Genomic DNA, 25,064 nt, shown 5'->3' with positions numbered 1-25,064 from the left:
GATCTAAGCCTATGAAAGAGCGTCGAGATCGGCGTCACCGAGGTCGCCCGGCACGATCACCAGCGGGATCGGGAAGGCTCCGCTCGTCTTCGTGACATGGGTGACCAGCGGGCCGGGGCCCTCGGGGCCGGAATGGGCGGCGAGCACCAGCAGCGCGATGTCGCTGTCGTGCTCGATCGTCTCCAGGATCTGCGCCGTCGGCTCACCTTCGCGGATCACCCGTTCCGGCGCGGTCACGCCGATCGCCGACAGCAGCGCCGCGGCCTGGTCGAGCTCGGCATGGGCCTGCTCCTGCGCCTCGGCCCGCATCAGATCGGCGACCCCCAGCCATTGCTGGTTCTGGTCCTCCGTCTCGATGACGTGCAGCATGACGATACGGCCGCCGGAACGGACGGCCCAGCGGCCGGCATAGCGGACCGCGCGGTCCCACTCCTCGCTGTCGTCGACCACGACCAGGCATTTCGGCGCATGGCCGGTCTGGTAGCTCTGCCGCTGCGCCGCCATCGCGTTCCCGCCTGCTGCTGCGAGTCGATCCGGCCGCGATGCTGCCACAGCCCATCTCCGTTGGGGAGAGGGCTGCGGGTTCCATCGCGCCCGCAGCGACAGCGGTGGTGCGGCTTCTCGTAGCGAGGATGTCGCTTCGCTCATCCGGGCTACGGCCGCAAGGCCGACTCCGGAGCGCGCGCCGTGCTGCTCTGGTCAGGGCTTGCGGATGAAGCCGACGATGTCCTTGGCCGTCTTCATGGTCTCTGCGGCGATGGCCTGGGCGCGGTCGGCGCCGTCGACCAGCACGGACTCGACGTAGCCGGGATCGGCGGTCAGGCGCTTCATCTCCGCGGCGATCGGCCCGAGCTTGGTGACGCACAGCTCGACCAGCGCGTTCTTGAAGCTGGAGAACTGGCCGCCGCCGAAATCCCTGAGCACATCGGCCTTGCTGCGGTCCGACAGCGCGGCGTAGATGCCGACGAGGTTGTCCGCCTCGGGACGTGCGTCCAGCCCCTTTTCCTCGGTCGGCAGCGGCTCCGGATCGGTCTTGGCCTTGCGGACCTTCTGCGCGATCGTATCGGCATCGTCGGTCAGGTTGATGCGCGAATAGTCCGAGGCATCGGACTTCGACATCTTCTTGGTACCGTCGCGCAGCGACATCACGCGCGTCGCGGGACCGGTGATGAGGGGTTCCGGAAGCGGGAAGAACAGGCCGTCGCCGAAGCCGTGGCTGCGGATCGAGTCGCCGTAGTCATTGTTGAACTTCTGCGCGATGTCGCGGGAGAGCTCGAGATGCTGCTTCTGGTCCTCGCCGACCGGAACATGGGTGGCTCGGTACAGCAGGATGTCGGCGGCCATCAGCACCGGATAGTCGTACAGACCGACCGATGCGTTCTCACGGTCCTTGCCGGCCTTCTCCTTGAACTGCGTCATGCGGTTCAGCCAGCCGATGCGCGCAACGCAGTTGAAGATCCAGGCGAGCTCGGCGTGCCCTGAGACCTGGCTCTGGTTGAACACGATGTGCTTCTTCGGATCGATGCCGGCGGCGATGAAGGCGGCGGTGACCTCGCGGGTGTTGCGCGCGAGCTCGGCGGGGCCGCCCCAGACGTCGATCGGCATGGTGATCGCGTGCATGTCGACGACGCAATAGATGCAGTTGTGCGTCTCCTGCATCTTCACGAAGTTGACGATCGCGCCGAGATAGTTGCCGAGATGCAGGTTGCCGGTCGGCTGGACGCCCGAGAAAACCCGTTCCACGAAGGCCATGGTCACTGTTCCGGATGATGATTTTGGGGGGTCGTTTGGCACGTGCGCCTCAAAGGTGCAAGTCGCCGGCGGGCTTTTGCCGGATCGCCCGGACGGTTTCGCGCCAGCTTACGGCGCCCAGGGACAACAGAAGCACGCCGTAGAGGATGATGGCGCCGCTGATCAGGGCGGCGAGCAACGCGGCCGCGCCGAGATGGCCGCTGCTCCACGTGCCGGCGAAGCGTCCGGCGACGGTCCAGAGGACCGCGCCCATGGCCATCGCAGCCAACGTGATGCGCGGCAGCCGGCGCCGCGAGGCAGGGGGAAGCGCGAAACCGAAGCGCGTGGCGCCACGTCGGATCAGGACCGCCGCATTGGCCCAGGCACCGAGCGCGAGCCCTGCCGCGATGCCACTTGCCGCAAACAATTGTGCGAGCAGGAACGCCAGCGCGATCGCGACACCGCATCCGATCAACGTCGCGCGCAACGGCGTCTGCGTGTCCTCGCGCGCGAAGAAGGCGGGCTGCAGCGCCTTGGTCAGCACCTGCGCCGGCAACGCGGCCGCGAGCCAGGTCAGCACCTGCGCCGTCGCGGCGGCATCGTCCGAACTGAATGCGCCATGTTCGAACAGCAAACGAATGATCGGCTCGTTCAGGATCATGAGTCCGAGCGTCGCAGGCAGCGCGAGCCCGATCGTCAGCTCGAGGCCGCGCGATTGCACCTCTGCCAGAGCCTCCTCGTTGCCTTCGTGCAGCGCGCGCGTCAACTCCGGTACCAGCACCGTGCCCATGGCAACGCCGACGAGCCCGAGCGGCAGCTCGATCAGGCGGTTGGCGAAATACAGCCACGACACCGCGGAAGGCGAGGTGGAGGCGATGACCGCGCCGCCGACCGCGAGCAATTGCGGGCCGGCGCTGGCGACCATGCCGGGCAGCGCCTTGGCAAAGAAGCCGCGCATTTCGGCATGGAAGGTGACGCGCACCGGCGAGGCGAGGGGGCCGTCGCGGCCTCGCCGCGCGAGCATCGCGAGCTGCAGCAGCCCGGCGACGCCGATCGTGGCGGCGAGCAGCAGCGCGGCGCTTCCAGGGGCCGGATGTTGCATCAGCAGCACGATGGTCACGCTGATCAATGCCACGTTGAACAGCAGCGGGGCGAAGGCCGCGAGCGCAAAGCGTCGTTGCGCGCTGGACAGTGCGAGCAGCACCGTCGAGGGGCCGGCAAAGGCGAGATAGGGCAGCATCAGCCTGGCATCGTTGACGGCCAGGGTGAGCGTCTCTTCACCGGCGAAGCCCGGCGCGAGCACGGTCATCACGAACGGCATCAGCAGCGCCAGCACCAAGGTGGCGGCGAGCAGGCCGGCGCTGACGGTGCCGAGCACGCGGCCGGCAAAAGCTGTCGCATGCGTCGTACCAGCCTGCTGGTATATTCGCAGCCAGGCCGGCACCAGGGCTGCATTGAGCGCGCCCTCCGTCAGCAGTCGCCTGATGACGTTGACGAGCTGAAACGCCGCGAGAAATGCGTCCGCGACCGGACCGGCGCCGAGCAGCGCGGCCATCAGCGCATCCCGGACGAAGCCGAGCAGGCGCGAGGCCAGTGTTCCTGACAACACAGTCACGAATGAGCGGATCATCAGGCTTCTATAGCAGCGCCGCTTGTGATAGGCCGCAGCGTTTGCAAAACGCCGTAAACGGGGCCAGTGGATGACTGACGCGAAATACGATGTTCTCGGGATCGGCAACGCGATCTTCGACGTGCTGGTGCATGCCGATGAAGCCTTTCTCACCCGGCACGGCATGACCAAGGGCAGCATGGCGCTGATCGACGAGGCCCGCGCGGCCGCGATCTATGCCGATATGGGTCCGGCCACCGAGATGTCCGGCGGTTCGGGGGCCAACACCATCGCCGGCCTCGCCAGCCTGGGCGCGCGTGCCGCTTACGTGGGCAAGGTCAAGGACGACCAGATCGGCCGGATGTACCGGCATGATATCCGCGCCGCCGGCGTCACCTTCGACACCGTGCCCGCTGCCGACGGCCCGGCGACCGGCTGCTGTTACATCCTGGTGACGCCGGACGGCGAGCGCACCATGAACACCTATCTCGGCGCCGCGCAAAATCTCACCGCCGCGGACATCGATCCCGCGCAGATTGCGGCGGCGCGCATCATCTATCTCGAAGGTTATCTGTGGGACCCGAAGGACGCCAAGGATGCGTTCGTGAAGGCGGCGGCGATCGCGCATGACGCCGGACGTGAGGTCGCGCTGACCTTGTCGGATTCGTTCTGCGTCGATCGCTATCGCGAGGAGTTTCTCGACCTGATGCGCGGCGGCACCGTCGATCTCGTCTTCGCCAACGAGGCCGAGCTGCATTCGCTGTACCAGACCTCGGATTTCGACGGCGCGCTGAAGCAGCTGCGTGAGGACGCCACGCTCGGCATCGTCACCCGCAGCGAACAAGGCTGCGTCGTGGTGTCGAATGACGGCGTGATCTCGGTGCCGGCGCATCCGATCGAGAGCCTGGTCGATACCACCGGCGCGGGCGATCTGTTCGCCGCCGGCTTCCTGTTCGGGCTGGTGCGCAAGACCGGCTATGAGATGGCCGGCCGCCTCGGCGGCCTCGCCGCGGCCGAAGTGATCCAGCATATCGGCGCGAGGCCGCAGGTGTCGCTGAAGGACTTGGCGGCTCAGAACGGACTGAAGGTGTAGGTCGAAGCTGTGGTCACGCAGCCGTTCTCTTGCGCTTCCGACACCACTCTCTGCACCGTGATATCTCTGCACCGTCATGGCCGGGATTGACCCGGCCATGCACGCTTCTTGAGTTGTCGTCGTGAAAGACGAGGATGCCCTGGCCGAGCCCGGACATGACGTCGAACTAACAACGAGTCCGCTCGGAGCGGGACCGAGCTATCAATCTGATCACGCCGCCTTCTGTCCGCCCGCGGCATCGAGCCCGGCATAGACCCCGCGTTCGAAGCCGGCAAAGGTCTCCAGGCACAGCCGGTCGGCGAACGGCAGGAGCTGCATCAGGATCACGCCGGTGACGTCGCGCGCAGGATCGATCCAGTAGTAGGTGTTGGCGAGGCCGGCCCAGGCGAGGCTGCCGGCACTGCGGCCCTCCGGGGTCTGCGCCGTCGTGATCATGAAGCTCAAGCCCCATTTCTTGACGATGTCGGGATAGAGATCGACGTCGTTGGTCACGCCGGGCACCGCCGCGGCCATCTTCGTCATCTCGAGCTCGCCGATATGGTTGTCGCGCATCGCCGCGACCGTCTCGGGCTTGAGCACCTGGTTGCCGTTGCCGCGGCCATTGTTGAGGATCATCCGGGTGAAGCGGATGTAGTCGCCGGCCGTGCCGTAGAGCCCGCCGCCGCCCATGTGGAATTCCGGCTCCTGCTCGAGCTCGAACGGGATCGGCGCCAGGCTGCCGTCCTCGCCGCGGGCATGCATGCCGACCAGACGCGCGCGCTGCGACGGGCCGAGCTTGAAGCCGGTATCGTCCATGCCGAGCGGTGCGAACAGATGGTCGCGCAAGTACGCGTCGAGCTTCTGGCCGCTGGCGGCCTCGACCGCCTTGCCGACGAAATCGATGTTGATGCCGTATTCCCAGCGCGTGCCGGGATCGGAGGCGAGCGGCAATTTGAGAGCGTCGTTCTTGCAGGTGATGATGCCGGGCGTTCCGGCCTTCTGCACATAGGTGGCCATATCGCCGTTCCACATGTCGTAGCAGAAGCCGGCGGTGTGGGTCATCAGATGGCGCAGCGTGATCGCGGTCTTCGCCGGCCGCAGGATCGGCTCGCCATTGGCGTCGAAACCGTCGAGCACCTTGGGCGCGGCGAGGTCCGGCAGCACCGTGCCGATCGGCGCATCCAGTGACAGCCGGCCCTGCTCGACCAGCTGCATCCCGGCCGCGCAGGTGATGGCCTTGGTCATCGAGGCGATCCAGAACACGCTGTCGGTGGTCATCGGGTCGTCGCGGCCGAGGTCGCGCTTGCCGAAGGCGCCTTCGTAGATGATGCCGTTGCTGTCAGCGGCGATAGCGACGACGCCGGGAATCTCTCCCGCCTCCGCCTTCTGCCGCAGCACGCCGTCGATGTCGGTCTTGTTCTGCATGGTCTCCTCCGTTCCGTTCTTGATGACGGTAGGCGATTGTTTCTCGGGCCGGCCTGGGCAGCAAGGACCGCCGGTCTTACGGCCGGTCGCGATCTCGTGATGATGCGGCGCGAACGAAGCAGGCGGGGGACAACAGCGCTGCGGAGGCCACAGCGCTTCAATTTCTCGCCAGAATCATGATTAGTTCCACTCAGTCGCGAGTCCGACACATGGGGGCCATGTTCCCACCACGGCCTTGCGACTGTTGTGAGTTGCAACCATTTTTGCATTAAAGGGTTCAAGAACCGGCTTTTTCGAGCCGATGGCATGGCTTTGGCGGCAATGTCCGCCGTTGGGGGCGATATGATTTCAACGTGGAGCGAGTGGAAGCGGTATCCCCGCCCGGGGCGCGGCGACAATATCGAGGCGCCGATCACGCCCGGCATCTACGAAGTGCGCATCGCGGCGACCGGGGCGCTGTATGCGTTCGGCGCGGTCGACAATGTGGCGCAGGCCCTGGCGCTGCTGCCCGTGGGGCAGAAATCATGGTTCGGCCGCCGTGATCCCGCCGCCTTGCCGGACCTGGAATACCGCACCTGCGCGACCTCGACCAAGGCCGACGCCAAGGCGGCGGCGGAGCGCATGATCGGCCGGCGCGAGACCTATATGAGCGGCGCGGCCTGATCCCGGGTCGGCTCGTCAGCATTCAGCATTTGGTGCCGTACAGGCACGGATCGCCGGATCGAATGTACCGTTGAGGAGGCGCACGCGCCGTGCGCTGCCACCGGGGCGTGGCTATATTCGGGGACGATCGCTCGCTTTCGAGGAGTAGCCCGATGACACCGCCCGCCGCCGCCCGTGCCTCCACTGCCGCCCCGAGCCTGCGTGACCGCCTGAAGGATCCGTCGCTGTTGCGCGAGCAGTGCTACATCGATGGTGCGTGGGTCGGTACGCCGGTGCTCCCGGTCAACAATCCGGCCACCGGCGCCGAGCTCGCCAAGGTCGCGCAGCTCGGTGCGGCGGAGACCACGCAAGCCGTCGAGGCCGCCGCGCGCGCGTTCCCGTCCTGGGCCCGGCTGACCGCCAAGCAGCGCTCCAATACCTTGCGCAAATGGTTCGAGCTGATCACGGCCAACCGCGAGGACCTCGCGCTGATCCTCACCTCCGAGCAGGGCAAGCCGCTGACGGAGGCGCTCGGTGAGGTCGATATCGGCGCCGCCTATATCGAGTTCTTCGCCGAGGAGGCGCGTCGCGTCTATGGCGAGACCATCCCGACCCAGAAGCCGGATGCGCGCCTGCTGGCGCTGAAGCAGCCGATCGGCGTCTGCGGCGCCATCACGCCATGGAATTTCCCGAACTCGATGATCACCCGCAAGGTGTCGCCCGCGCTCGCCGCCGGCTGCACCGTGGTGCTGAAGCCGGCCAACGAGACGCCGCTGTCGGCGCTGGCGCTCGCCGTGCTGGCCGAACGCGCCGGGATTCCTGCGGGCGCGCTCAACATCGTCACCGGCGACGCGCCGCCGATCGGCAAAGTGCTGTGCGAGCATCCGTCGGTGCGCTTCATAGGCTTCACCGGCTCGACCGAGGTCGGCAAGATTCTCTATCGCCAGTCGGCCGGCACGGTGAAGAAGCTCGGGCTCGAGCTCGGTGGCAACGCGCCGTTCGTGGTGTTCGACGATGCCGATGTCGATGCGGCTGTCGAAGGCGCCATGGTCTCGAAATATCGCAACATGGGCCAGACCTGCGTCTGCGCCAATCGCCTCTATGCGCAGGATGGCATCTACGACGCCTTCGTCGCGAAGCTCGCCGCCAAGGTCGCGGCGATGAAGATTGGCGAGGGCACCGAGGCCGGCGTGACCCAGGGGCCGCTGATCAACGAAGAGGCGGTTGAGAAGGTCGAACGCCACATCGCCGATGCGGTCAAAGGCGGGGCGAAGGTCGTGACCGGCGGCAAGCGCCATGCGCTCGGCCGCACCTTCTTCGAGCCGACCGTACTTCGGGACGTCAAGGCCGACGCGCTGGTCGCGCATGAGGAGACGTTCGGCCCGCTCGCGCCCGTCATTCGCTTCAAGGACGAGGCCGATGTCATCGCGATGTGCAACGCCTCGCCGTTCGGCCTCGCCTCCTACTTCTATGCCCGCGATCTCGGCCGGGTCTGGCGCGTCGCGGAGGCGCTGGAATCAGGCATGGTCGGCGTCAACACCGGTCTGATCACCACCGAGGTCGCGCCGTTCGGCGGCGTGAAGGAGAGCGGCCTCGGGCGCGAAGGCTCGCATCACGGCATCGAGGAATATCTCGAGATCAAGTACGTGATGATGGCGGGCGTCTGAGCTCTGGACGCCTGGGCTCAGGCCGTCTTCGGCAGCTTGTCCACCGGCACCAGGTAGGACTTGTTGCCGACCTGGAAGATGACCTTGCCGCTCTTGCCGTCGGTCGTCGAGATCTGCGACTGACCGAACATGATGACGTTGTTGTAGACGATCCCCGTGCCCTGGCGCGTGACGCCGTTGGTCGTCACGCTGACCTGGGCCTCCTTGCCGCTGACGGACAGCACGCGAAAGCTCGCGCTCTGGCCGTTTTCGCCGGAGTAGCCGGCCCAGCTGCCGACCAGATTGCTCTCGTCGGCGGGAGGCGCCTGTTTCTCCAGCATCGCGGTGGCCTTGCCGCCGCCGGCCGAAAACAGCAGCACGGCGTTCTTGCCGTTCTTGGTGCCGAGCGTGACCGCGCCGAAGTCGATGGTCGAGCCGTTGACCTGGCCGATGCCGCGTTCGGTGCGGCCGTTATGGGTGTACTCCACCGTCGCGGCGGCGCCTCTGATGTTGACGACCTTGAAGCTCACGGCCTGGCCGTTGGCCGTCCAACTGCCCTTCCACTCGCCCAGCAGGTTGCTCTGGCGATAGACCCGCTCGTTGGCGGGCGAGATCTGGTTGGTGCTTTGGATGGCGACCATGTGTGTTTCCAAGGAGCTCGACTGCTCGTTTACCCCGTATGTCGGATCGTTGCAGAGTGTTGCTAACGAGGCGTAGGTCGAGAGGGTTAACGAACGGTGAACTGCGGCTGCGAGCCGCCCGTTCCGCAGTGCGGCCCATCGTCTCAGCGTCTTCTGCGGCGATGGACATCACCACCGGATGAATGCGACGGCGCGAAGCGCCACCGGGCTGCACGGGCGTAAGCGAGCCGCTTGCCCAGACGCGCCGGATCGTCGACCATGACGCGGCGAACCACGACCTCTCAATGTGCGAGCTCACCATGACCGCAGCCTTCACGCGCGTCGGTGTCGGCCAGCTTCCGGACGCGGATGCGCGCCGCCTCGAGGCGGACGGTTATCTGCTGCTGCGCGGCGCGATTCCGGCGGACTGGCTTCCGCCGCTGCGCGATGCGTTCGAGGCGGGCACGCTGCCATCCGAGCAATGGCCGGTGCCGCGCGGCCGCGACTGGCGCCACGCGATGGTCGATCTCGATGCCACGGTGCAGCGCGCCTGCCGGCTGCCGGTGATGCTCGCGGCCGTGTCTCACATTCTCAAGGCGCCGTTCTTCCTCGGCCAAGTCGAGGGCCGCGAGCCGCTCGCCGATGGCGGCCAGCAGCCGTTGCATCGCGACGGCGTCGACCGGTTCCGTACCGACGCCGTCTCGGCGCTCGCCTTCCTCGATCCGTTCGGCCCCGACAACGGCGCGACGCAGGTGGCGCCGGGCACGCATCGCCGCGACACGGATGATGCGCAGGCCGCCCCGTTCGTCACGGCAGGCGAAGCCGGCGACATCCTGCTGTTCGACGTCAACCTGCTGCACGGCGCGACCCGCAACCGCAGCGGCGCCCGCCGTCGCTCGCTGCTGATCACCTACGCCACCTCGGTGCAGCTGGACGCGTGGCGACGGACCCGCGCCTTGCGCGCGGTGCGCATGGACCAGGACGAAATCTTCGGCGCGGAGTAGCTGCGCCATCCGCCGAAGCTGCCAAGCTTCCAGCCCACATCCCGCAGAGAGGACGCTCATGAGGCTGTACGATTCCGCGACCGCGCCAAGCCCGCGCCGCGTGCGCATCTTCCTCAGCGAGAAGGGCCTCACGATTCCCACCGTTCAGCTCGACCTGCGCGCCGGCGAGCAGTTCCGGCCGGAATTTCGCGCGCTGAACCCGCAATGCACGGTGCCGGTCCTGGAGCTCGACAGCGGCGCTGCGATCACCGACATCATCGCGATCTGCCGCTACCTCGAGGAGCTGCATCCCGAGCCGGCCCTGATGGGGCGCAGCGCGGAGGAGCGCGCCGTCATCGAATGCTGGGTGCGGCGGATCGAATGGGATGGCATCTACGCCATCCAGGAAGCGTTCCGGAACAGTGCGCCAGGGTTGGAGAGCCGCGCTCTGCCCGGCCCGTTGCCGCTCGAGCAGATTGCCGCGCTCGCGGAGCGGGGACGTCTGCGCGTCGCGCACTACTTCGCCTGGCTCGACGCGCGGCTCGCCGACCACGCCTTCGTCTGCGGACCCGACTTCACCATTGTCGACATCAGCGCCATGGTGACGGTGGATTTCGCGGTCCGCGCCAAGCTCGATCCACCGGATCACCTCCACCATCTCGCGCGGTGGTATGGTGTAGTTTCGAGCCGTCCCAGTGCGAAGGCTTGATATGATGAGCCTCGGTCGTCACTCCGTCCTGCTCGACCTCGACGGCACTCTCATCGACTCCCAGCCCGGCATCGCCGCGAGCGCCCTAGCGGCGTTGCGCGCGCTCGGGCATGCACCGGACGACACGCTCGATATCCGCAGTGTCATCGGGCCGCCGCTGCAGGACATGTTGCGGGCGCTGCTGCAGGCGTATGACGACGATCGGGTCGACGAAGCGGTGACCGCCTATCGCCAGCATTACGGCGAGAGCGGACTGTTCGGCAGTGAACTCTATGCCGGCATCCGGGACGCGCTGCACGAGATGCATGGCGCGGGGGTGCGGCTCTATCTCGCGACATCCAAACGGGAGGTGTTTGCGCGCCGCATCCTCGAGCATCTCGATCTCGCGTCGCTGTTCGACGCCATCCACGGCTCGGTGCCGTCAGGTCTGCTGGACCACAAGCCGGAGCTGCTCGCGCATATTCTCACCGAGCGGAATATCGCACCCTCCGACGCGATCATGGTCGGTGACCGCCGCCACGACATTGCCGGCGCCCATGCCGTCAGGATGCGCAGCCTCGGCGTGCTCTGGGGCTATGGCAGCCGCGACGAACTCGAGATGGCCGGCGCCGACCGCCTCGTGGAATGTCCGGCCGATCTCGCGCGCGCCGTGCTGTCGATGCTGAAGGTCTAGCTCGATCACAACCTCCTGTGTTCGCGACACCCCGATCGGTTCACGCGTCAACCTTGCACCGGAACCGGAAAGCCGCGAATATTCCCGGCAGATCAGCTGTCATCACGGGACTATCACACACATGCAGTTCGACGACGTCATCCTCGGCCGCCGCAGCATCCGCGGCTACAAGCCCGATCCGGTGCCGCGGGCGCTGATCGAGGAGATCATCGGGCTTGCGATGCGCGCGCCGTCGTCGATGAACAGCCAGCCCTGGAATTTCTACGTCATCACCGGCGAGCCGCTGAACCGCATCCGCGCCGGCAATACCGAGCGGATGGTCGCCGGCGTCCCGCAGTCGCGTGAATTCCGTATCGGCCAGCCCTTCGCGGGCGCGCATCGCGAGCGCCAGGTGCAGGTCGCCAAGCAGTTGTTCTCCGCCATGGGCATCGCGCGCGACGACAAGGACAAGCGACAGGACTGGGTGCTGCGCGGCTTCCGCCAGTTCGACGCACCGGTCTGCATCATCGTGACCTATGATCGTGCGCTCGACGGCAGCGACGACACGCCGTTCGACTGCGGCGCCGTCACCAATGCGCTGGTCAACGCCGCCTGGTCGCGCGGCCTCGGCGCCGTCATCAACAGCCAGGGCATCATGCAATCGCCCGTGGTCCGCGAGCACGCCGGCATCGCCGACGACCAGGTCATCATGAAGAGCATCGCGCTGGGCTGGCCCGATCACGATTTCCCCGCCAATGCCGTGGTGTCGGAGCGGAAGCCGGTGAGGGAGGCGACGGTGTTCGTGGGGTTCGAGGACTAGTTGCACTCCAAGCGCCGGCAGAAATCGTCGATCACCGCCGCCGCGGCCTCGGCATGGGTTGCCAGCAGCATGTGCGGTGCGTCCAGCTCGCATCGCTCACAGTCGGGTCGTGCCGCAAGGATCTCAGCGATTTGCCTCCGGCCGACGAGCCAATCCGAGCTGCCATGCACACAAAGCGCCGGACACGTGGTCTCGGCCAGCCTGTCGCGCTTGTCGACTCGAAGGGCGTCCCTGGCACGTGCTTGAAGAACTGCCGCAGGAAGCGATCTCAAGACGTCCTTCAGCTGCAGCCTGAGCTCCGGTTTCGCCATCCGTCCCATGATCATCGCGGCGAAGAGGTTTGATGGAAGCCATCTTAGATCGAGCAGCGACGCGACGTGCGAAAGCCAGGCCGGTAACGGATGGCGCGCGAAGCTCGATGCAAGGATGAGCCCTGCGACTCGCGCGTCAGTCGCTGCAATCTCGATGGCGATCGGTCCGGAGAACGACTCGCCGAGAATGACGAAGGGATCTCTCGGCAACCGCTCACTGACGAAGGTCGCGAGCTGGTCGTAATCGAGCGGTCGATCGAGAGGGTAGGCGATGATCTGCGTCGGCCGGTTCGCGGACAGGCGCTCGGCAAGCGGCTTCAGGAGCTCTCCGGTTCCGTCCATTCCTGGCAGCAGGATGATGGCGATGGTCGTAGTCGGCGTCATATGATGTTGTAGCACATCCTAATCGTGACCATCGCGGGATGGGTCGGCCGGTACGGTGGGGCGGCAGCGTGCCCACCCTCGATCAGCGACTTGGTGGGCACGGCGCCACCGCGATCACGTTCGGAGAGACAGCATAGCTGCGCCTTTGCCCTCCTTACGGCCCCGGCCGTCGGGCTACTCTGTCACCAATCAATTTTGGACTTGCGTTATTTCCGAAATCATGTTCTTATCCGCGCATCCCGTCCTCATGCAGAGGGGCGTACGCGTCGTCACGATACGTAGAGGCGGGGAGCGGTTGCCGCGTGCCTGTCAGGCGCTCTTGCGCTGACGAACGGCAGCGCGCGGACGGTCAAGCCGTATGGTCCTGGCGCCCCGATGCTGGCGCCAAGCTCGCGATGACGTGCGTGCGTCGTGGCGGGCGACGGGGGCAAACAAGCCGGTCCCCGGGGAGAGTACGGAGCAGCCGTTAAACCCATCGCGCAGGGAGGGCCGGGATGTCTCGGCTGAACCTGTGGTGACCGCCGCGTGCATTTTTTTTCGCACGCGGGCCATGGGGGCGGCCAGCTCCCGGCCTTCCCTGCGCTCTCGCATTTTAAGAGGGCGAGATCGATCAGCATAGCTCGGGCAAGCATGGCCGCGAGATCGACGCAGCGCGTCTCGTCAGTAACTCTCCGATGATCAACGATGCCTTGGCTGATGTGAGCACGCGCCTCGCAGAACGATCAGTTCTCACCTCGCCCCGCTTGCGGGGAGAGGTCGGATTGCATCGAAGATGCAATCCGGGTGAGGGGGGCTCTCCGCGAGTCTGGTGTGCATGGAGAGCCCCCCTCACCCCAGCCCTCTCCCCGCAAGCGGGGCGAGGGAGCGCACCGCCGATACGGTACCAGTTCGACTCCCACTCCGAAGAAAACACTGCCTTCGGCTCCGTCATCGCGGCGAGAGACGTGCAGTGCTCAGATCTTCAGCTCGCTGCCCGTCACCCGCCGGAACGCCTCCAGATAGCGCTGGCTGGTCGCATCCACCACGCTCTGCGGCAAGGGCGGCGGGGGGGCGTCGCCGTTCCAGCGGCCGGCACGGCGCTCGGCATCGAGATAGTCGCGCAGCGGCTGCTTGTCGAAGCTCGGCTGCGGCTGGCCCGGCTGATAGGCGTCGACCGCCCAGAAGCGCGACGAGTCGGGCGTCATCACCTCGTCGATCAGGATGATGTGACCGTCCTTGTCGCGGCCGAACTCGAACTTGGTGTCGGCGATGATGATGCCCTGCTCGCGCGCCAGCTTTTCACCCAGCGTGTAGACCGCGCGCGTCATGCTCTCCAGCGTGTACGCGGTGTCGTCGCCGACCACCTCGCGCATTCGCGCAATGGTGATGTTCTCGTCATGGCCGGTCTCGGCCTTGGTCGCGGGGCTGAAGATCGCGGGGTCGAGCTTCTGGCTCTCGACGAGGCCGGCGGGAAGCTGCTCGCCGGCCAGCGTGCCATGGGCCGCATATTCCTTCCAGGCCGAGCCGGAGAGATAGCCGCGGATGACGCATTCGATCGGGAACACGGTGGTGCGCTTGCACAGCATCGCGCGCCCAAGAATCTCGTCGCGATGCGGCGCCAGCGCTGGCACCTCCGCGATGATCGTGTCGGTGTCGGCCGAGATCATGTGGTGATGCACCACGCCTTCGAGCGCGTTGAACCAGTAGGCCGAGATCTGCGTCAGCACCGCGCCCTTCATCGGGATGGTTTCGTTCATCACGACGTCGAAGGCCGAGATGCGGTCGGTGGTCAGCAGCAGCACGCGGTCGTCGCCGACGGCATAGATGTCGCGGACCTTGCCGCGGCCGATCTTCGGGAGCGGCAGATTGCTGGCGAGAAGCGTGGTCATCGTGCAGAGCCTTCGAAACGGGAGCGTTGCGACCGCAATAGCCTATTCCGGCAGCGGAATGAACTCGTGCTCCTGCGGAACGGCGGCGAAGCGGCCGGTTTTCCAGTCCTGCTTGGCCTGCTCGATGCGCTCCTTGCTGGAGGAGACGAAATTCCACCACACGTGCCGCGGCCCTTCCAGGGCGTCGCCGCCAAGGAACATCATCCGGGTCGGCTTCACCGTGCGCACGCTGATGGCGTCGCCCGGGCGGAAGATCAGGAGCCGCGGGCCCTCGTGCCGCTCGCGCGCGATCTCGACCTCGCCATCGACGATGTAGATGGCGCGCTCCTCGTGATCGGGATCGAGCGGCACCACCGTGCCGGCCTGCGCCGTGACCTCGACATAGAACCAGGGCGAGACCATCGTCACCGGCGAGGCCGCGCCGAACGCCTTGCCGGCAATGACGCGCGCGGAGAAGCCGGTGTCGCTGACCGTCGGCAGCGCGTCCGCCGCGTAGTGCTGGAAGCTCGGCGCGATCTCTTCCGATTCGACCGGCAGAGCGATCCAGCTCTGCAGGCCCAGCATCTTCTGCCCGTTCTGCCGCTGCAGGTCGGGCGTGCGCTCGGAATGGGCGATGCCGCGGCCCGCCGTCATCAGGTTCATCGCGCCGGGCTGGATCTCCCGCACGTTGCCCTCGCTGTCGCGATGCATGATGGCGCCGTCGAACAGATAGGTGACGGTGGCAAGCCCGATATGCGGATGCGGCCGCACGTCCATGCCCTTGCCGGACATGAACTGCACCGGGCCGAAATGATCGAAGAAGATGAACGGGCCGACCATCTGGCGTCGGCCGTGCGGCAGCGCGCGGCGCACCGCAAAACCGTCGCCGAGATCGCGGGTGCGCGGCACGATGACGTGCTCCAGCGCGTCGCAGGATGTGGGATCGCCGAACTCGGGATCGATCGATGGCTGCCAGCTCATGGGGCGCTCCTGCAATGTGGTCGCGCGAGCTTAGCAGCTTTGCCGAGGCGACGGCAGGGCAGGAGGTCGCCGCGTTTGCTTGATTTGAACGAAGCGAAGCTCCGGCCTAGAGTTCCGGCGCTGACAACGGACCCGTGACGATGACGCTCGAAAGCCTCGATCTCGCGCTTCGCGCCGCCGCCATCGCGCTGCTGGCCGAGCTCGCCGTCGCGCTGGGACGCGATCTCGGCAGGCAATGGCGCGGCCGGCTCGCGATCGCGCTGGCGCTGGGCTCGGCCGCGCATGCCGCGACCTTCAACATCGGCGGCACGGCCGCGCCATCGCTCGCTTCCGCGCCGCTGATTGCGGTGGCGACCGCCGATATCGTCGTGCTCTGGCTGTTCTGCCGCGCGCTGTTCGACGACGGCTTTGCGTTGCGTTGGCTGCACGGCCTGATCTGGCTCGCGGTGTTCGGCTTCAGCCTGCTGAGCTGTCTCGTGCTGGGGCCTGCCGGACATGGACGGCTCGTGATCGTCGCCAATAATGTGCTGGCTCTCGGCTTCCTCGGCCTGACCTTGGCGCAGACCATCCGTTCCTGGGCGGCGGATCTCGTCGAGGGACGGCGGCGCATCCGCGCCTTCGTCGTGATCGCGGCGCTGTCCTACGGTGGCGTCAATGCGCTGCTGCAGATGGCGTCCGCCGGCAGCGGCCCGTCCGAGCTTGCCAATGTGGTCAATGCGGCGATGTTCTTGGTCGTGGTCGGGGCCGTTGCGCTGATGCTGCTCAAGGTCGGTGCCGGCGATGTGCTCGCGCCGGAGGCGCCACCGGCTGCGGCGCTCGAAGCGGTGGCTCCGAAAGCCGCCGACCGCAGGCTGGTCGATTCGCTGATGCGGCTGATGGCGGACGAGCGAGTCTATCGTCAGGAGAACGTCACGATCGGCATGCTGGCGACGAAGCTCTCCATTCCTGAATACCGGCTGCGGCGGCTGATCAATGGCGAGCTCGGCTACCGCAACTTCAACACCTTCCTCAACGCCCACCGCATCGAGGAGGCCAAGGCCGCGCTCGCCGATCCCGCCCAGGCCGAGGTGCCCGTGATCACCATCGCGATGGACGCTGGGTTCCAGTCGCTTGGGCCCTTCAACCGCGCCTTCAAGGCGGTGACCGGGGTGACGCCGACCGAATACCGGCGCATGAGGCTGTCGGCGGCGTGATCTGTTCAGCCTTGAAACTGCAGAGGAATTCCAGAATCGGCGAGATCCCGGCGATTCTCGGCTGGGATGATTTCCGAAATCGGCGAGCGTCCGGGCCGCAGCCGCAGTCTGGTCCGGCAGATCCAACTGCCGGAGCTCCTCATGACCAGACGCCGCCTGCTGCTTGCCCTCGTTGCCACCACCGCGCTGACCGCCCTGGCGGTCGGCGGCGCCCGCGCCCGCGATGTGCCGAAGGTGGCAACCGGCTTCATCGCCAGCCTCCTGTGCTCGGAGACCTTCGTCTCCGGTCTCGACCCGGACCGCACGCTCTCCGAGACCCGGGCCGCGATGCCCGGCGCCGGCCTGCTGAGCTGGGCGATGGACGTCCGCGTCGATCGCGCCGCCAAGGACGTCACCGTGACGCTGCTCGGGATCGGGCAGAGCCGGGCCGTGTATCGCGACGGGCTCGGCTGCCACATGGACCATGGCGAAGCGGCGGATTGGCCGGCCATCCGGCCCGCTGCGCCAACCCCCGCTTTGCTGCCCGACATCGCTCCGCCACGCGTCGTCGCGCCGGTCACTCCGGCCCTCGCGGCAGCGCTGGATCGCGCCTTTGCCGAGCCGGACTCGCCGCCGTTCCGGCATACCCATGCTGTCCTGGTGATGAAGGACGGCAAGGTGATCGCCGAGCGCTACGCCCAGGGCTTCACGCTCGACACGCCGCTGCTCGGCTTCTCTGCGACCAAGTCGATGACCGCGACCTTGATCGGCATTCTCGTCCGCCAGGGCAAGCTCGCGCTGCATACGCCCGCGCCCATCGCGGCGTGGCGGGACGACAAAGATCCGCGCCACGCCATCACCGTCGATCACCTCTTGCGCCACACCGCAGGCCTCGCGCTCGGCAGCTCGCTGCAGGCCTCGCTGTTCTCTGTGCTCGAGCCTGTCAACCGCATGAAATTCGTCGAAACGGACCGCGCCGCCTTCGCCGAAACCATGCCGCTCGAAACCACGCCGGGCGCGGTCAGCAATTATCACGACGGCAACACCGTCATCCTCTCTCATCTCATCCGCGACGCCGTCGGCGGCAGCGCTGCGGATGTGCTGCGTTTTGCGCATCGCGAGCTGTTCGATCCGCTCGGCATGACCAGCGTCACCCTCGAATTCGATGCCGCCGGCACACCGGAGGGATCGAGCCAGATGCTGGCCTCGGCGCGCGACTGGGCGCGACTCGGCCAGCTGTATCTCGACGACGGCGTCGTGGCTGGCCGCCGCATCCTGCCCGCCGGCTGGGTCGCGTATGCCAGCGCGCCGACGCCCGGCGCGTTCGTCGGCCTCGGCGCCGGCTTCTGGACCAACAGTGGCGACAGCTTTGGCGCCAACTACCGCACCTCCCATGGCTGGCCGCGCGACGCGTTCTTCGCCAAGGGCACGCTCGGCCAATATGTCATCGTCGTCCCGTCGGAGCGTCTCGTCATCACGCGTTTCGGCCGCACCGTGAACTGGCCGCCGGAGGCCGATGGCGTGGCGCAGCTCGTGAGCGACGTGATCGCGGCGACGCAGGGAGAATGACGCATGCGTTACGCTCTTCCCAAAGCGGTGGCCTGCTCGACACGTTCGAATCGCTCCAGCGACAGGATCGCGTCGGCGAAGCTCTGTGCCCGGCTGCTCAGCACTGGCCGCGCCAGCGTCAGAAACTTGTCGCTCATCGCCTGTGCTGTCGGGAACGAGGTCGGCTCGCCGGAGGGATCGTCGTGCAGCCGCTCGTGCACGCCATCCGCGGTGGTGATGGTGACGCGCGCGCCGAACGGATGGCTGCGGCCGATCTCCAATTTGTCGTCCTGCACGACGTCGAACTTGTCGGCCAGCGCATTGATCGCGGCGTCGCCAAGGCGCGTGTAGTCGTCCCAGCCGAAGCGGCCCTGGTCGAGCGCGAGCGCGCCGGTGAAGAACATCGAGAACTGGCCGCCGACGATCGAGGTCGGATGGCGCTTGGTGGCGGCATCGCCCGTCAGGGTGATGCCGTTGCGATGCAGGCCGATCTCGACGCGCTTGACCTGGTCCGGCGTCAGATTGTGCTCGCGGCGCAGGGCGATGATGGCGTCGATCGCAGCATGGGTATAGCGGCAGCTCGGATACGGCTTCACGCCGATCTTCATTGTCTCGTAGGTGGAGCCGAGCCCTGCGACCGCCTTGTCGTGATGCGGCGTGTCGGTGTAGCCGACGAGGAGGCCGTGCTTGCCCTCGACGGATTCGATCGCGCCGACGAAGTCGTTCTTGGCGAGCGTCGCCGCGATCACGCCGTTCATCGCCGACGCCCCGACCTGATAGCGCTTGTTCCAGGCGCCGTTGACGAGAAACTGCAGCGAGCCCGCGGCCTGGCTGCCGGACACGCCGAAGGCGTAGATCAACTGCTGCTCCGACAGGCCGAACAGCTTGCCGGCCGCGGCCGCCGCGCCATAGGTGCCGGCGGTCGCGGTCGGGTGGAAGCCGCGGGCATAATGCGAGGTCGGATCGAGCGCGTTGCCGAGCCGGCAGCACACCTCGTAACCGGCGACGATCGCGGTCAGCACCTCGCGGCCCGAGGCGCCGACCATCTCGCCGACGGCGAAGGCGGCCGGCACCACCGGCGCGCTCGGGTGCAGCGAGGAATCGGCGTGGGTATCGTCGAAATCGAGCGAATGGCCCATCGTTCCGTTGAGCAGCGCCGCCACCGCCGGCGTCCAGGTTCTGTCGTCGCCGAATACGGTCGCCTCGCCCGCTGCATCGAGCTTCAGCGCCGCCAGCATCTTCACCACCGACGGCGTCGATTCCGCCTCGCGCCGGGCCCGGATGGCGCTGCCGAGGAAGTCGAGCGTCAGCACCTTGGCGCGGTCGAGCACCTCGGGCGGGATATCGTCATATTTCAGCTCCGCGACATAGGCGGCGAGCGTTGCGGTTTCCTGGGCCATCGTGTTTCCTCGCATCGTTGCAATGACCGTAGGCAAGCCGATTCCGCCTTTCAAGCCGGTTCGGCCCGGTGGGGAGCTGCCATGCCGCGATCGCGCTGGTGCTTTTCGAGGTGAGCGACTGATGGTGTCCTTGAAACGGCTGTTCGGCCGGTTGCGCGCCCGCAAGGCGCCGATGTCGCTGGCGGTCCGCGGCACGGTGGCGGCGACGCTTGCCTTCGCGATCGCCACGGCCTTCCACCTGAAGCTGCCGCTGTGGGCGGTGCTGACCTCGCTGATCGTGACGCAAGGCAGCGTCGGGCGCTCGCTGAAGGCAACGCGCGACTACATGTTCGGTACCATCGGCGGTGCGATCTATGGCGGCGCCATCACGGTCTTCATCCCGCATTCGGGCGAACTGCAACTGCTCGGCATGCTGATCCTGGCGGTGACGCCGCTCGCCTTCATCGCCGCGATCAATCCAAGTCTCAACGCGGCGACGGTGACGGCCGTGATCGTGCTGCTGGTGCCCACGATGGGCCATCTCGATCCGCTGGGATCGGCGATCGACCGTGTGTTCGAGGTCGCGGTCGGCGCGCTGACCGGCCTCGCCGTTTCGTTCATCGTGCTGCCGTCGCGCGCGCATGTGCAGATGCGTAGCGCGGCGGGGCGTCTGCTCGAGCTGATCGCAGCCGCCTTCACCGAGCTGCTGGCCGGCCTGTCGCGCGGCCGCGACAACGACGCGTTGCATCGGATCCAGGACGGCATCGGTACCGCGCTCACCGAATTGAATGCGACAGGAGCGGAGGCCGAGCGGGAGCGCTCGGCGCGGCTGTCCTCCGGCGCCGATACCGGCCCGCTGCTGCGGACGATCCTGCGCCTGCGCCACGACGTCGTGATGATCGGCCGTGCCAGCGTAGTGCCGCTGCCATCCGAGCTGCAGGCGCGCTTGTCGGGACCGGTGGCGCGCGTCAGCGATGCCATCGCGAGCTATCTGCGCGGCTGTGCCGCGGCCATCCGCAACGGTTCCGGCCCGCCGGCGATCTGGCCGATCCACGTCGCGGTGAAGGCCTATGCGGAAGAGGTCGCCGCCGTCCGCAGCGACCGTCTCACGCGGGGCCTGCCGGGTGACGCCGCCGAGCGCTTCTTCGCGCTCGGCTTCTCGCTGGAGCAGATGCGTCAGAACCTGATCGACCTCGAGCGCGTCGTTGCCGAATGGGCGGGCGCTTCGACCGGGAAACCGCATCCACCGGAGCGCGACGAGACGCCGGATACAGCGGGCGCCTGATCTCCTCATCGCGACAACCGCAGGAAGCGCAGCACCAGCAGGGCTGCATAGATGGCGGTGCCGATCGACAGGCCGATCCAGATCCCGGTCGCGCCGAGCGCGGTGTGGAAGGCGAGTGCATAGGAGGCGGGAAAGCCGATCAGCCAGTAGCCGAGCACGGCGAGCAGCAGCGGGATGCGCGTGTCCTTGATGCCGCGCAGCGCGCCGACCGCGATGGTTTGCAGCGCATCGGTGATGAAGAAGGTCGTGCCGATCAGAAGCAGCATCGCGGCGAGCGCCGCCGTCGCTTCCGCATCGGCGAGGCCGGCGCCGAGGAACAGCTGCACGATGTCATAGCGGGCAATGACGATGCCGAGCGTGAACAGCATTGCGAGACCTAGGCCGAGCGACATTGCCATCAGTCCGGCGCGACGGACACCGGCCGCATCGTTACGTCCAACGGCGTGGCCGACGCGTACGGTCGCAGCCATGCTGATGCCGAACGGCACCATGAACAGGATCGCCGTGATCTGCAGCGCGATCTGATGCGCGGCGAGAGCGGCCGTGCTGATCAGCCCCATCAGGATCGCCGCCGCCGAGAACAGGCCATATTCGAGCAGGAACGACAGCGAGATCGGCGCGCCGATGATCAGGAGCTGCCGCATCAGCCGCCAGTCGATGCGCCCGAGCCGAGCCAGGACATGATAGTCGCGGAACGGCGGGCGCAACGCGGCGAACCACAGACCGGCAAGAAACGTTCCGAGGTTGACGGTCGAGGTGGCGAGGCCGACGCCGGTCAGGCCGAGCTGCGGAAAACCCCAGTGGCCGTAGAGCAGCGGATAGACCAGCAGCGCGTTGAGCGGGATCGCGGCCAAGGTGATCCAAAGCACCGGCTCGGGGCGGTTGACGGCGCCCATGAAGCTGCGCAGCGCCAGGAACCACAGCATCGGTGCGATCCCCCAGGCGAGACCGGCGAGATAGTCCTGCGCGAGATGCGCCACGTCCGGCGCCTGTCCGAGTGCGAGCAGGATGATCTCGCCGTTCAGCGCGATCAGCATGATCGGCAACGCGATGAACAGCCCGGCCCACAGCCCGACAAGCAGCGCGCGCCGGACCAGCCCGGCATCGGCCGCGCCGAACGCCTGCGCGGCGAGCGGCGCCACCGCGGACATCAGACCCATGCCGAAGGTCGAGCCGACGAAGTAGACGGTGCCCGCTAACGCCGCCGCTGCAACGGCATCGCCGCCGAGCCGGCCGATGAAGGCGAGATCGGTCGACATCATCGCGATCTGCGACAGCTGCGTCAGCGCCATCGGCGCGGCCAGGCGGACCGTCTCCCAGAGTTCGAGCGCGAGAGAAGGTGTCGGCGCCGCCGGCGGCGGCGCGTGGTCGGTTCCGGTTGTGGAGGTCATGATCGAGGCTATAGCAGTCCCCGCAGTGTCGTGCACATCACGCCGTCGTCGTCATGGGCCGTGCGAGATGCGAGCGTCGCGGCAACATCACCGTTGGAGCTTGGGTTCGCGACGTCGGCCATCGCGGACTGCTCTCGTGCCGAACCAGATCGGATCGGACGGCCACACACGTTCCCGCGACACGGCGTGCCCGGGTGAGGCTCGATTTGCTCCCCTCGAACAGGAAGAGGGGCAGGGAAGGCCGGGTGCTTGACCACACCCATGGCCCGCCTGCAAAAGAAGTAGCAGGCGGCAGTCACCACAGGTGGGCCGCACATCCGGCCTTCCCTGCGCCATGGTTGGAACGGCTTATACGTACTCTCCCCGGGGACCGGGCTTGTTTGCCCCCGTCACCTGCGGATCGCCCGCCGGCTTGACCTCAGCATCGGGAGGCCAGGACCATACGATTTCGCCGTATGCGACAGCCCCTTCGTCCACGCGCCAGCCTCAAGAGAACCTGAGTGCGCGCTGTGAGCCGCCGCATCCATCGCATCCCACCCTCAACGGTCCGTGACGATCGCGAAGCGCCCCTCTCATGAGGACGGGACGGGTGCATTGTTTCTGATTTTCGAAATAGAAGCAAGCGAAAAATTCTGAAAACCGGCAAAACGCAACGTGGTGGCTCGGCTGGGCTGCCGCGCGGTCCGATGCGTTCTCCGTCATTGCTTGCGGAGTATTCAATCTGGGGACGGAGAGCCGGCGCGGCAGCGGGTCGAAGACTTGCGCGGAATCAGGCGGCCGTTGCGACCTGCCGGAGCATCGCCTTCACGACGAGGCGGTGAAACGGCTTTATCACGGCGAGATAGACGCGGCCGAGAGCGTTGTGGGTCTGCACCAGGGTGCTCGCTGTTACTTGCGTGGTCGCGCGATGAGAGACCACGTCGACCAGGACACGAAAATCCAGATGCTTGTCGTCGAAGCCGAGCACGAGTTGCTTTGGCGTTTCGTTGATCACCGGGAAAATCCCGATCATGGGGCTCGGACGGCGTGCGTCCGCGCCCGAGGTCTTCAAGCCGAACGGCCGGACCAGCCCATTGCGGAGTTTCAGGAGAGCGGCCATCCACCAAGGCGTATGGCCGAGCATGCGTTCGGCCGCGGTGCGGGCATCGAGGACCGCGCCGTCGATCGTGATGCGGAAGGCATCGGCGAAGTCAGCACCGGCGAGCCATCGGTCACGGTCGACATCTGGAGTGATCTCGCTGATTGTCATGTGCCCTGAGCCTCGCGTGTCGTGTTTGGTCCTCGGTCCATCAGCGCGTTATTGCGAGCGGAGCGAAGCAATCCAGCGGCGGGCAAGGACTCTGGATTGCTTCGCTTCGCTCGCAATGACGGAGGGGAGATGGGCGTGAATAGCGCTACCGTCCGCGTTCCGGCACGCGCGTGATCTTGGCGCCCAGCGCATTCAGCCGCTCGTCGATGCGTTCGTAGCCGCGTTCGATCTGGTCGGCGTTGTCGATATACGAGGTCCCCTCGGCGCACAGCGCGGCCAGCAGCATGGCCATGCCGGCGCGGATGTCGGGCGACACGACGCGGGCGCCGCGCAGGCGGCTCGGGCCGGCGACGATGGCGCGGTGCGGGTCGCACAGCACGATGCGCGCGCCCATCGAGATCAGCTTGTCGACGAAGAACATCCGCGACTCGAACATCTTCTCGAACATCAGGATCACGCCCTCGCATTGCGTGGCGGTGACGAGCGCGATCGACATCAGGTCGGCGGGAAAGGCCGGCCAGGGCTGGTCCTCCAGCTTCGGCACGTGGCCGCCGAAATCGTCCTTGATCCGCAGCGTCTGCTCCGAGGGCACGATGAGATCGTCGCCGGCAACCTCGCAGACGATGCCGAGCCGCTCGAAGCCCATGCGGATCGAGCGGAGATGCTCGGTGCCGGCGCGCACGATGCGTAAGGGAGAGCGAGTCACGGCGGCAAGGCCGATCAGCGAGCCGACCTCGATGTGATCGGGCTGGATCGAGTAGCTCGCCTGGCCCAGCGTGCTGGCGCCATGGATCACCATCGTGTTGGTGCCGATGCCCTCGATGTTGGCCCCGAGCGCCACCAGGAAATGCGCGAGGTCCTGCACGTGCGGCTCGGAGGCGGCGTTGCGCAAGTAAGTCGTGCCGTGGGCGGCCACCGCGGCCACCAGCGCGTTCTCGGTCGCGGTGACACTGGGCTCGTCCAGGAAGACGTCGGCGCCCTTGAGGCCGGAGGCGCGCAGCTCGATCTTGTCGGTTGCGGTGACGGTGGCGCCGAGCTGCTCGAAGGCGAGGAAATGCGTGTCGAGGCGGCGGCGGCCGATGACGTCGCCGCCTGGCGGCGGCAGCGCCACTTCGCCGCAGCGGGCGAGCAGGGGCCCTGCCAGCAGGATCGACGCGCGGATGCGCGCGCAGAGGTCCGGATCGAGGTCCGCGGCGCGGATCTCCTTGGCATGGATCGTGAGCCTGTTCCGGCCGCGCCATTCGGCGGAGGCGCCGACCGAGCGCACCAGCTCGACCAGCGTCTCGGTGTCGCGGATGCGCGGCACGTTGTCGAGCGTGACCGGATGCTCGGTCAGCAGCGCGGCGGCGATGATCGGCAGCGCGGCGTTCTTGTTGCCGGACGGCTCGATCGCGCCCTTGAGCCGGTGACCCCCCTCGACGATGTATTGAATGGGCGCCATGCGCGAAAAGTCCGTTCTGAGATGGTGATTCGCCCGGGGACCGGCGAAAGCGGAACATCGATCTTCAACGGAATTAACACGGAAGGGACGGGCAGGCCACTGCTCCGCAGACTCAGGGTGCGCCTGGTCGTCTATCGCGCCAGTGCGGAGTATCCTCGGGCTGGACG

The 25,064-nt window shown here is 66.9% G+C and carries 22 protein-coding genes; 10 read left to right on the top strand and 12 right to left on the bottom strand.

Annotated elements, in window-relative coordinates; translation table 11 throughout:
- Positions 1–9: 9 nt before the first annotated feature.
- From QW887_RS14255 to murJ, 3 genes are all read right to left on the bottom strand, one after another.
- Positions 10–504: a universal stress protein gene (locus QW887_RS14255; RefSeq protein WP_315716941.1), complete on the bottom strand. Its 495-nt coding sequence runs from the start codon at positions 502–504 to the stop codon at positions 10–12.
- 195 nt (positions 505–699) lie between these two features.
- Positions 700–1,752, bottom strand: coding sequence for a tryptophan--tRNA ligase (gene trpS, locus QW887_RS14250; protein WP_316166346.1), 1,053 nt, complete (start codon positions 1,750–1,752; stop codon positions 700–702).
- Between the two features lie 49 nt (positions 1,753–1,801).
- Positions 1,802–3,361 carry a murein biosynthesis integral membrane protein MurJ gene (gene murJ, locus QW887_RS14245; RefSeq protein WP_316194642.1) on the bottom strand — a complete coding sequence of 520 codons (1,560 nt, stop codon included), beginning with the start codon at positions 3,359–3,361 and terminating at the stop codon, positions 1,802–1,804.
- A gap of 70 nt (positions 3,362–3,431) precedes the next feature.
- Between murJ and QW887_RS14240 the strand changes: the two genes are divergently transcribed.
- Positions 3,432–4,433, top strand: a complete 1,002-nt coding sequence (locus QW887_RS14240) for an adenosine kinase (RefSeq protein WP_315716944.1) — start codon at positions 3,432–3,434, stop codon at positions 4,431–4,433.
- A gap of 210 nt (positions 4,434–4,643) precedes the next feature.
- On the opposite strand, the gene QW887_RS14235 is transcribed toward QW887_RS14240, so the two are convergent.
- Positions 4,644–5,837, bottom strand: coding sequence for a serine hydrolase domain-containing protein (locus tag QW887_RS14235; RefSeq protein ID WP_315716945.1), 1,194 nt, complete (start codon positions 5,835–5,837; stop codon positions 4,644–4,646).
- Between the two features lie 342 nt (positions 5,838–6,179).
- Between QW887_RS14235 and QW887_RS14230 the strand changes: the two genes are divergently transcribed.
- Together QW887_RS14230 and QW887_RS14225 are read left to right on the top strand one after the other, a co-directional pair.
- A complete protein-coding gene (locus QW887_RS14230; protein WP_011942561.1) occupies positions 6,180–6,500 on the top strand; it encodes a hypothetical protein in 321 nt (106 codons plus the stop codon).
- Between the two features lie 152 nt (positions 6,501–6,652).
- On the top strand, positions 6,653–8,146 hold the full coding sequence (locus QW887_RS14225) for an NAD-dependent succinate-semialdehyde dehydrogenase (protein WP_316194641.1): 1,494 nt from the start codon (positions 6,653–6,655) through the stop codon (positions 8,144–8,146).
- Between the two features lie 17 nt (positions 8,147–8,163).
- Here QW887_RS14225 and QW887_RS14220 read toward each other — a convergent pair whose 3' ends face one another.
- Positions 8,164–8,766, bottom strand: coding sequence for a hypothetical protein (locus QW887_RS14220; protein ID WP_315716947.1), 603 nt, complete (start codon positions 8,764–8,766; stop codon positions 8,164–8,166).
- Between the two features lie 299 nt (positions 8,767–9,065).
- Between QW887_RS14220 and QW887_RS14215 the strand changes: the two genes are divergently transcribed.
- The 4 genes from QW887_RS14215 (at position 9,066) to QW887_RS14200 (ending at position 11,909) form a co-directional block, all read left to right on the top strand.
- A complete protein-coding gene (locus tag QW887_RS14215) occupies positions 9,066–9,749 on the top strand; it encodes a phytanoyl-CoA dioxygenase family protein (RefSeq protein WP_316194640.1) in 684 nt (227 codons plus the stop codon).
- Between the two features lie 58 nt (positions 9,750–9,807).
- The gene (locus QW887_RS14210; RefSeq protein WP_316194639.1) at positions 9,808–10,437 is read left to right on the top strand and encodes a glutathione S-transferase; all 630 of its coding nucleotides are present in this window, start codon (positions 9,808–9,810) and stop codon (positions 10,435–10,437) included.
- Positions 10,438–10,441: 4 nt separating this feature from the next.
- Positions 10,442–11,110, top strand: a complete 669-nt coding sequence (locus tag QW887_RS14205; RefSeq protein WP_316194684.1) for an HAD hydrolase-like protein — start codon at positions 10,442–10,444, stop codon at positions 11,108–11,110.
- Between the two features lie 121 nt (positions 11,111–11,231).
- Complete coding sequence (locus tag QW887_RS14200; protein ID WP_316194638.1) at positions 11,232–11,909, top strand: nitroreductase; 678 nt, start codon at positions 11,232–11,234, stop codon at positions 11,907–11,909.
- On the opposite strand, the gene QW887_RS14195 is transcribed toward QW887_RS14200, so the two are convergent.
- From QW887_RS14195 to QW887_RS14185, 3 genes are all read right to left on the bottom strand, one after another.
- On the bottom strand, positions 11,906–12,604 hold the full coding sequence (locus tag QW887_RS14195; protein WP_316194637.1) for an alpha/beta fold hydrolase: 699 nt from the start codon (positions 12,602–12,604) through the stop codon (positions 11,906–11,908). The two genes, QW887_RS14200 and QW887_RS14195, sit on opposite strands and share 4 nt — an antisense overlap.
- Before the next feature lie 953 nt (positions 12,605–13,557).
- Complete coding sequence (locus QW887_RS14190; RefSeq protein ID WP_315715007.1) at positions 13,558–14,472, bottom strand: phosphoribosylaminoimidazolesuccinocarboxamide synthase; 915 nt, start codon at positions 14,470–14,472, stop codon at positions 13,558–13,560.
- A 42-nt stretch (positions 14,473–14,514) separates the two neighbouring features.
- Positions 14,515–15,432 carry a pirin family protein gene (locus QW887_RS14185; RefSeq protein WP_315715008.1) on the bottom strand — a complete coding sequence of 306 codons (918 nt, stop codon included), beginning with the start codon at positions 15,430–15,432 and terminating at the stop codon, positions 14,515–14,517.
- 140 nt (positions 15,433–15,572) lie between these two features.
- Between QW887_RS14185 and QW887_RS14180 the strand changes: the two genes are divergently transcribed.
- Together QW887_RS14180 and QW887_RS14175 are read left to right on the top strand one after the other, a co-directional pair.
- A complete protein-coding gene (locus tag QW887_RS14180; RefSeq protein ID WP_316194636.1) occupies positions 15,573–16,625 on the top strand; it encodes a helix-turn-helix domain-containing protein in 1,053 nt (350 codons plus the stop codon).
- Positions 16,626–16,766: 141 nt separating this feature from the next.
- A complete protein-coding gene (locus QW887_RS14175) occupies positions 16,767–18,173 on the top strand; it encodes a serine hydrolase (RefSeq protein WP_316166342.1) in 1,407 nt (468 codons plus the stop codon).
- A gap of 8 nt (positions 18,174–18,181) precedes the next feature.
- Here QW887_RS14175 and QW887_RS14170 read toward each other — a convergent pair whose 3' ends face one another.
- Positions 18,182–19,552, bottom strand: coding sequence for an MmgE/PrpD family protein (locus QW887_RS14170; protein WP_315825638.1), 1,371 nt, complete (start codon positions 19,550–19,552; stop codon positions 18,182–18,184).
- Between the two features lie 121 nt (positions 19,553–19,673).
- Between QW887_RS14170 and QW887_RS14165 the strand changes: the two genes are divergently transcribed.
- Entirely contained in the window at positions 19,674–20,816 is a 1,143-nt protein-coding gene (locus QW887_RS14165) for an FUSC family protein (RefSeq protein ID WP_316166340.1), read from the top strand.
- Between the two features lie 5 nt (positions 20,817–20,821).
- On the opposite strand, the gene QW887_RS14160 is transcribed toward QW887_RS14165, so the two are convergent.
- From QW887_RS14160 to murA, 3 genes are all read right to left on the bottom strand, one after another.
- Positions 20,822–22,207, bottom strand: a complete 1,386-nt coding sequence (locus tag QW887_RS14160; protein ID WP_316166338.1) for an MATE family efflux transporter — start codon at positions 22,205–22,207, stop codon at positions 20,822–20,824.
- 769 nt (positions 22,208–22,976) lie between these two features.
- On the bottom strand, positions 22,977–23,456 hold the full coding sequence (locus tag QW887_RS14155; protein WP_316166337.1) for a DUF2867 domain-containing protein: 480 nt from the start codon (positions 23,454–23,456) through the stop codon (positions 22,977–22,979).
- A gap of 145 nt (positions 23,457–23,601) precedes the next feature.
- The gene (gene murA, locus QW887_RS14150) at positions 23,602–24,897 is read right to left on the bottom strand and encodes a UDP-N-acetylglucosamine 1-carboxyvinyltransferase (protein WP_315715017.1); all 1,296 of its coding nucleotides are present in this window, start codon (positions 24,895–24,897) and stop codon (positions 23,602–23,604) included.
- Positions 24,898–25,064 lie beyond the last annotated feature (167 nt).

It is taken from the genome of Bradyrhizobium sp. SZCCHNRI3052, from assembly GCF_032484895.1.
GTDB lineage: Bacteria > Pseudomonadota > Alphaproteobacteria > Rhizobiales > Xanthobacteraceae > Bradyrhizobium.
This window is presented reverse-complemented; position numbering and strand designations above follow the sequence as displayed.

Excerpts from the sequence above, each read along its gene's own strand:
- QW887_RS14170 (WP_315825638.1), bottom strand. The coding sequence starts at position 19,552 with ATGGCCCAGGAAACCGCAACGCTCGCCGCCTATGTCGCGGAGCTGAAA.
- QW887_RS14230 (WP_011942561.1), top strand. The coding sequence starts at position 6,180 with ATGATTTCAACGTGGAGCGAGTGGAAGCGGTATCCCCGCCCGGGGCGC.
- QW887_RS14180 (WP_316194636.1), top strand. The coding sequence starts at position 15,573 with ATGACGCTCGAAAGCCTCGATCTCGCGCTTCGCGCCGCCGCCATCGCG.
- QW887_RS14165 (WP_316166340.1), top strand. The coding sequence starts at position 19,674 with ATGGTGTCCTTGAAACGGCTGTTCGGCCGGTTGCGCGCCCGCAAGGCG.
- QW887_RS14195 (WP_316194637.1), bottom strand. The coding sequence starts at position 12,604 with ATGACGCCGACTACGACCATCGCCATCATCCTGCTGCCAGGAATGGAC.
- QW887_RS14205 (WP_316194684.1), top strand. The coding sequence starts at position 10,442 with ATGAGCCTCGGTCGTCACTCCGTCCTGCTCGACCTCGACGGCACTCTC.
- QW887_RS14235 (WP_315716945.1), bottom strand. The coding sequence starts at position 5,837 with ATGCAGAACAAGACCGACATCGACGGCGTGCTGCGGCAGAAGGCGGAG.
- QW887_RS14240 (WP_315716944.1), top strand. The coding sequence starts at position 3,432 with ATGACTGACGCGAAATACGATGTTCTCGGGATCGGCAACGCGATCTTC.
- QW887_RS14255 (WP_315716941.1), bottom strand. The coding sequence starts at position 504 with ATGGCGGCGCAGCGGCAGAGCTACCAGACCGGCCATGCGCCGAAATGC.
- QW887_RS14200 (WP_316194638.1), top strand. The coding sequence starts at position 11,232 with ATGCAGTTCGACGACGTCATCCTCGGCCGCCGCAGCATCCGCGGCTAC.
- QW887_RS14185 (WP_315715008.1), bottom strand. The coding sequence starts at position 15,432 with ATGAGCTGGCAGCCATCGATCGATCCCGAGTTCGGCGATCCCACATCC.
- QW887_RS14190 (WP_315715007.1), bottom strand. The coding sequence starts at position 14,472 with ATGACCACGCTTCTCGCCAGCAATCTGCCGCTCCCGAAGATCGGCCGC.
- murA (WP_315715017.1), bottom strand. The coding sequence starts at position 24,897 with ATGGCGCCCATTCAATACATCGTCGAGGGGGGTCACCGGCTCAAGGGC.
- QW887_RS14175 (WP_316166342.1), top strand. The coding sequence starts at position 16,767 with ATGACCAGACGCCGCCTGCTGCTTGCCCTCGTTGCCACCACCGCGCTG.
- QW887_RS14225 (WP_316194641.1), top strand. The coding sequence starts at position 6,653 with ATGACACCGCCCGCCGCCGCCCGTGCCTCCACTGCCGCCCCGAGCCTG.
- QW887_RS14215 (WP_316194640.1), top strand. The coding sequence starts at position 9,066 with ATGACCGCAGCCTTCACGCGCGTCGGTGTCGGCCAGCTTCCGGACGCG.
- trpS (WP_316166346.1), bottom strand. The coding sequence starts at position 1,752 with ATGGCCTTCGTGGAACGGGTTTTCTCGGGCGTCCAGCCGACCGGCAAC.
- QW887_RS14155 (WP_316166337.1), bottom strand. The coding sequence starts at position 23,456 with ATGACAATCAGCGAGATCACTCCAGATGTCGACCGTGACCGATGGCTC.
- QW887_RS14160 (WP_316166338.1), bottom strand. The coding sequence starts at position 22,207 with ATGACCTCCACAACCGGAACCGACCACGCGCCGCCGCCGGCGGCGCCG.
- QW887_RS14210 (WP_316194639.1), top strand. The coding sequence starts at position 9,808 with ATGAGGCTGTACGATTCCGCGACCGCGCCAAGCCCGCGCCGCGTGCGC.
- murJ (WP_316194642.1), bottom strand. The coding sequence starts at position 3,361 with ATGATCCGCTCATTCGTGACTGTGTTGTCAGGAACACTGGCCTCGCGC.
- QW887_RS14220 (WP_315716947.1), bottom strand. The coding sequence starts at position 8,766 with ATGGTCGCCATCCAAAGCACCAACCAGATCTCGCCCGCCAACGAGCGG.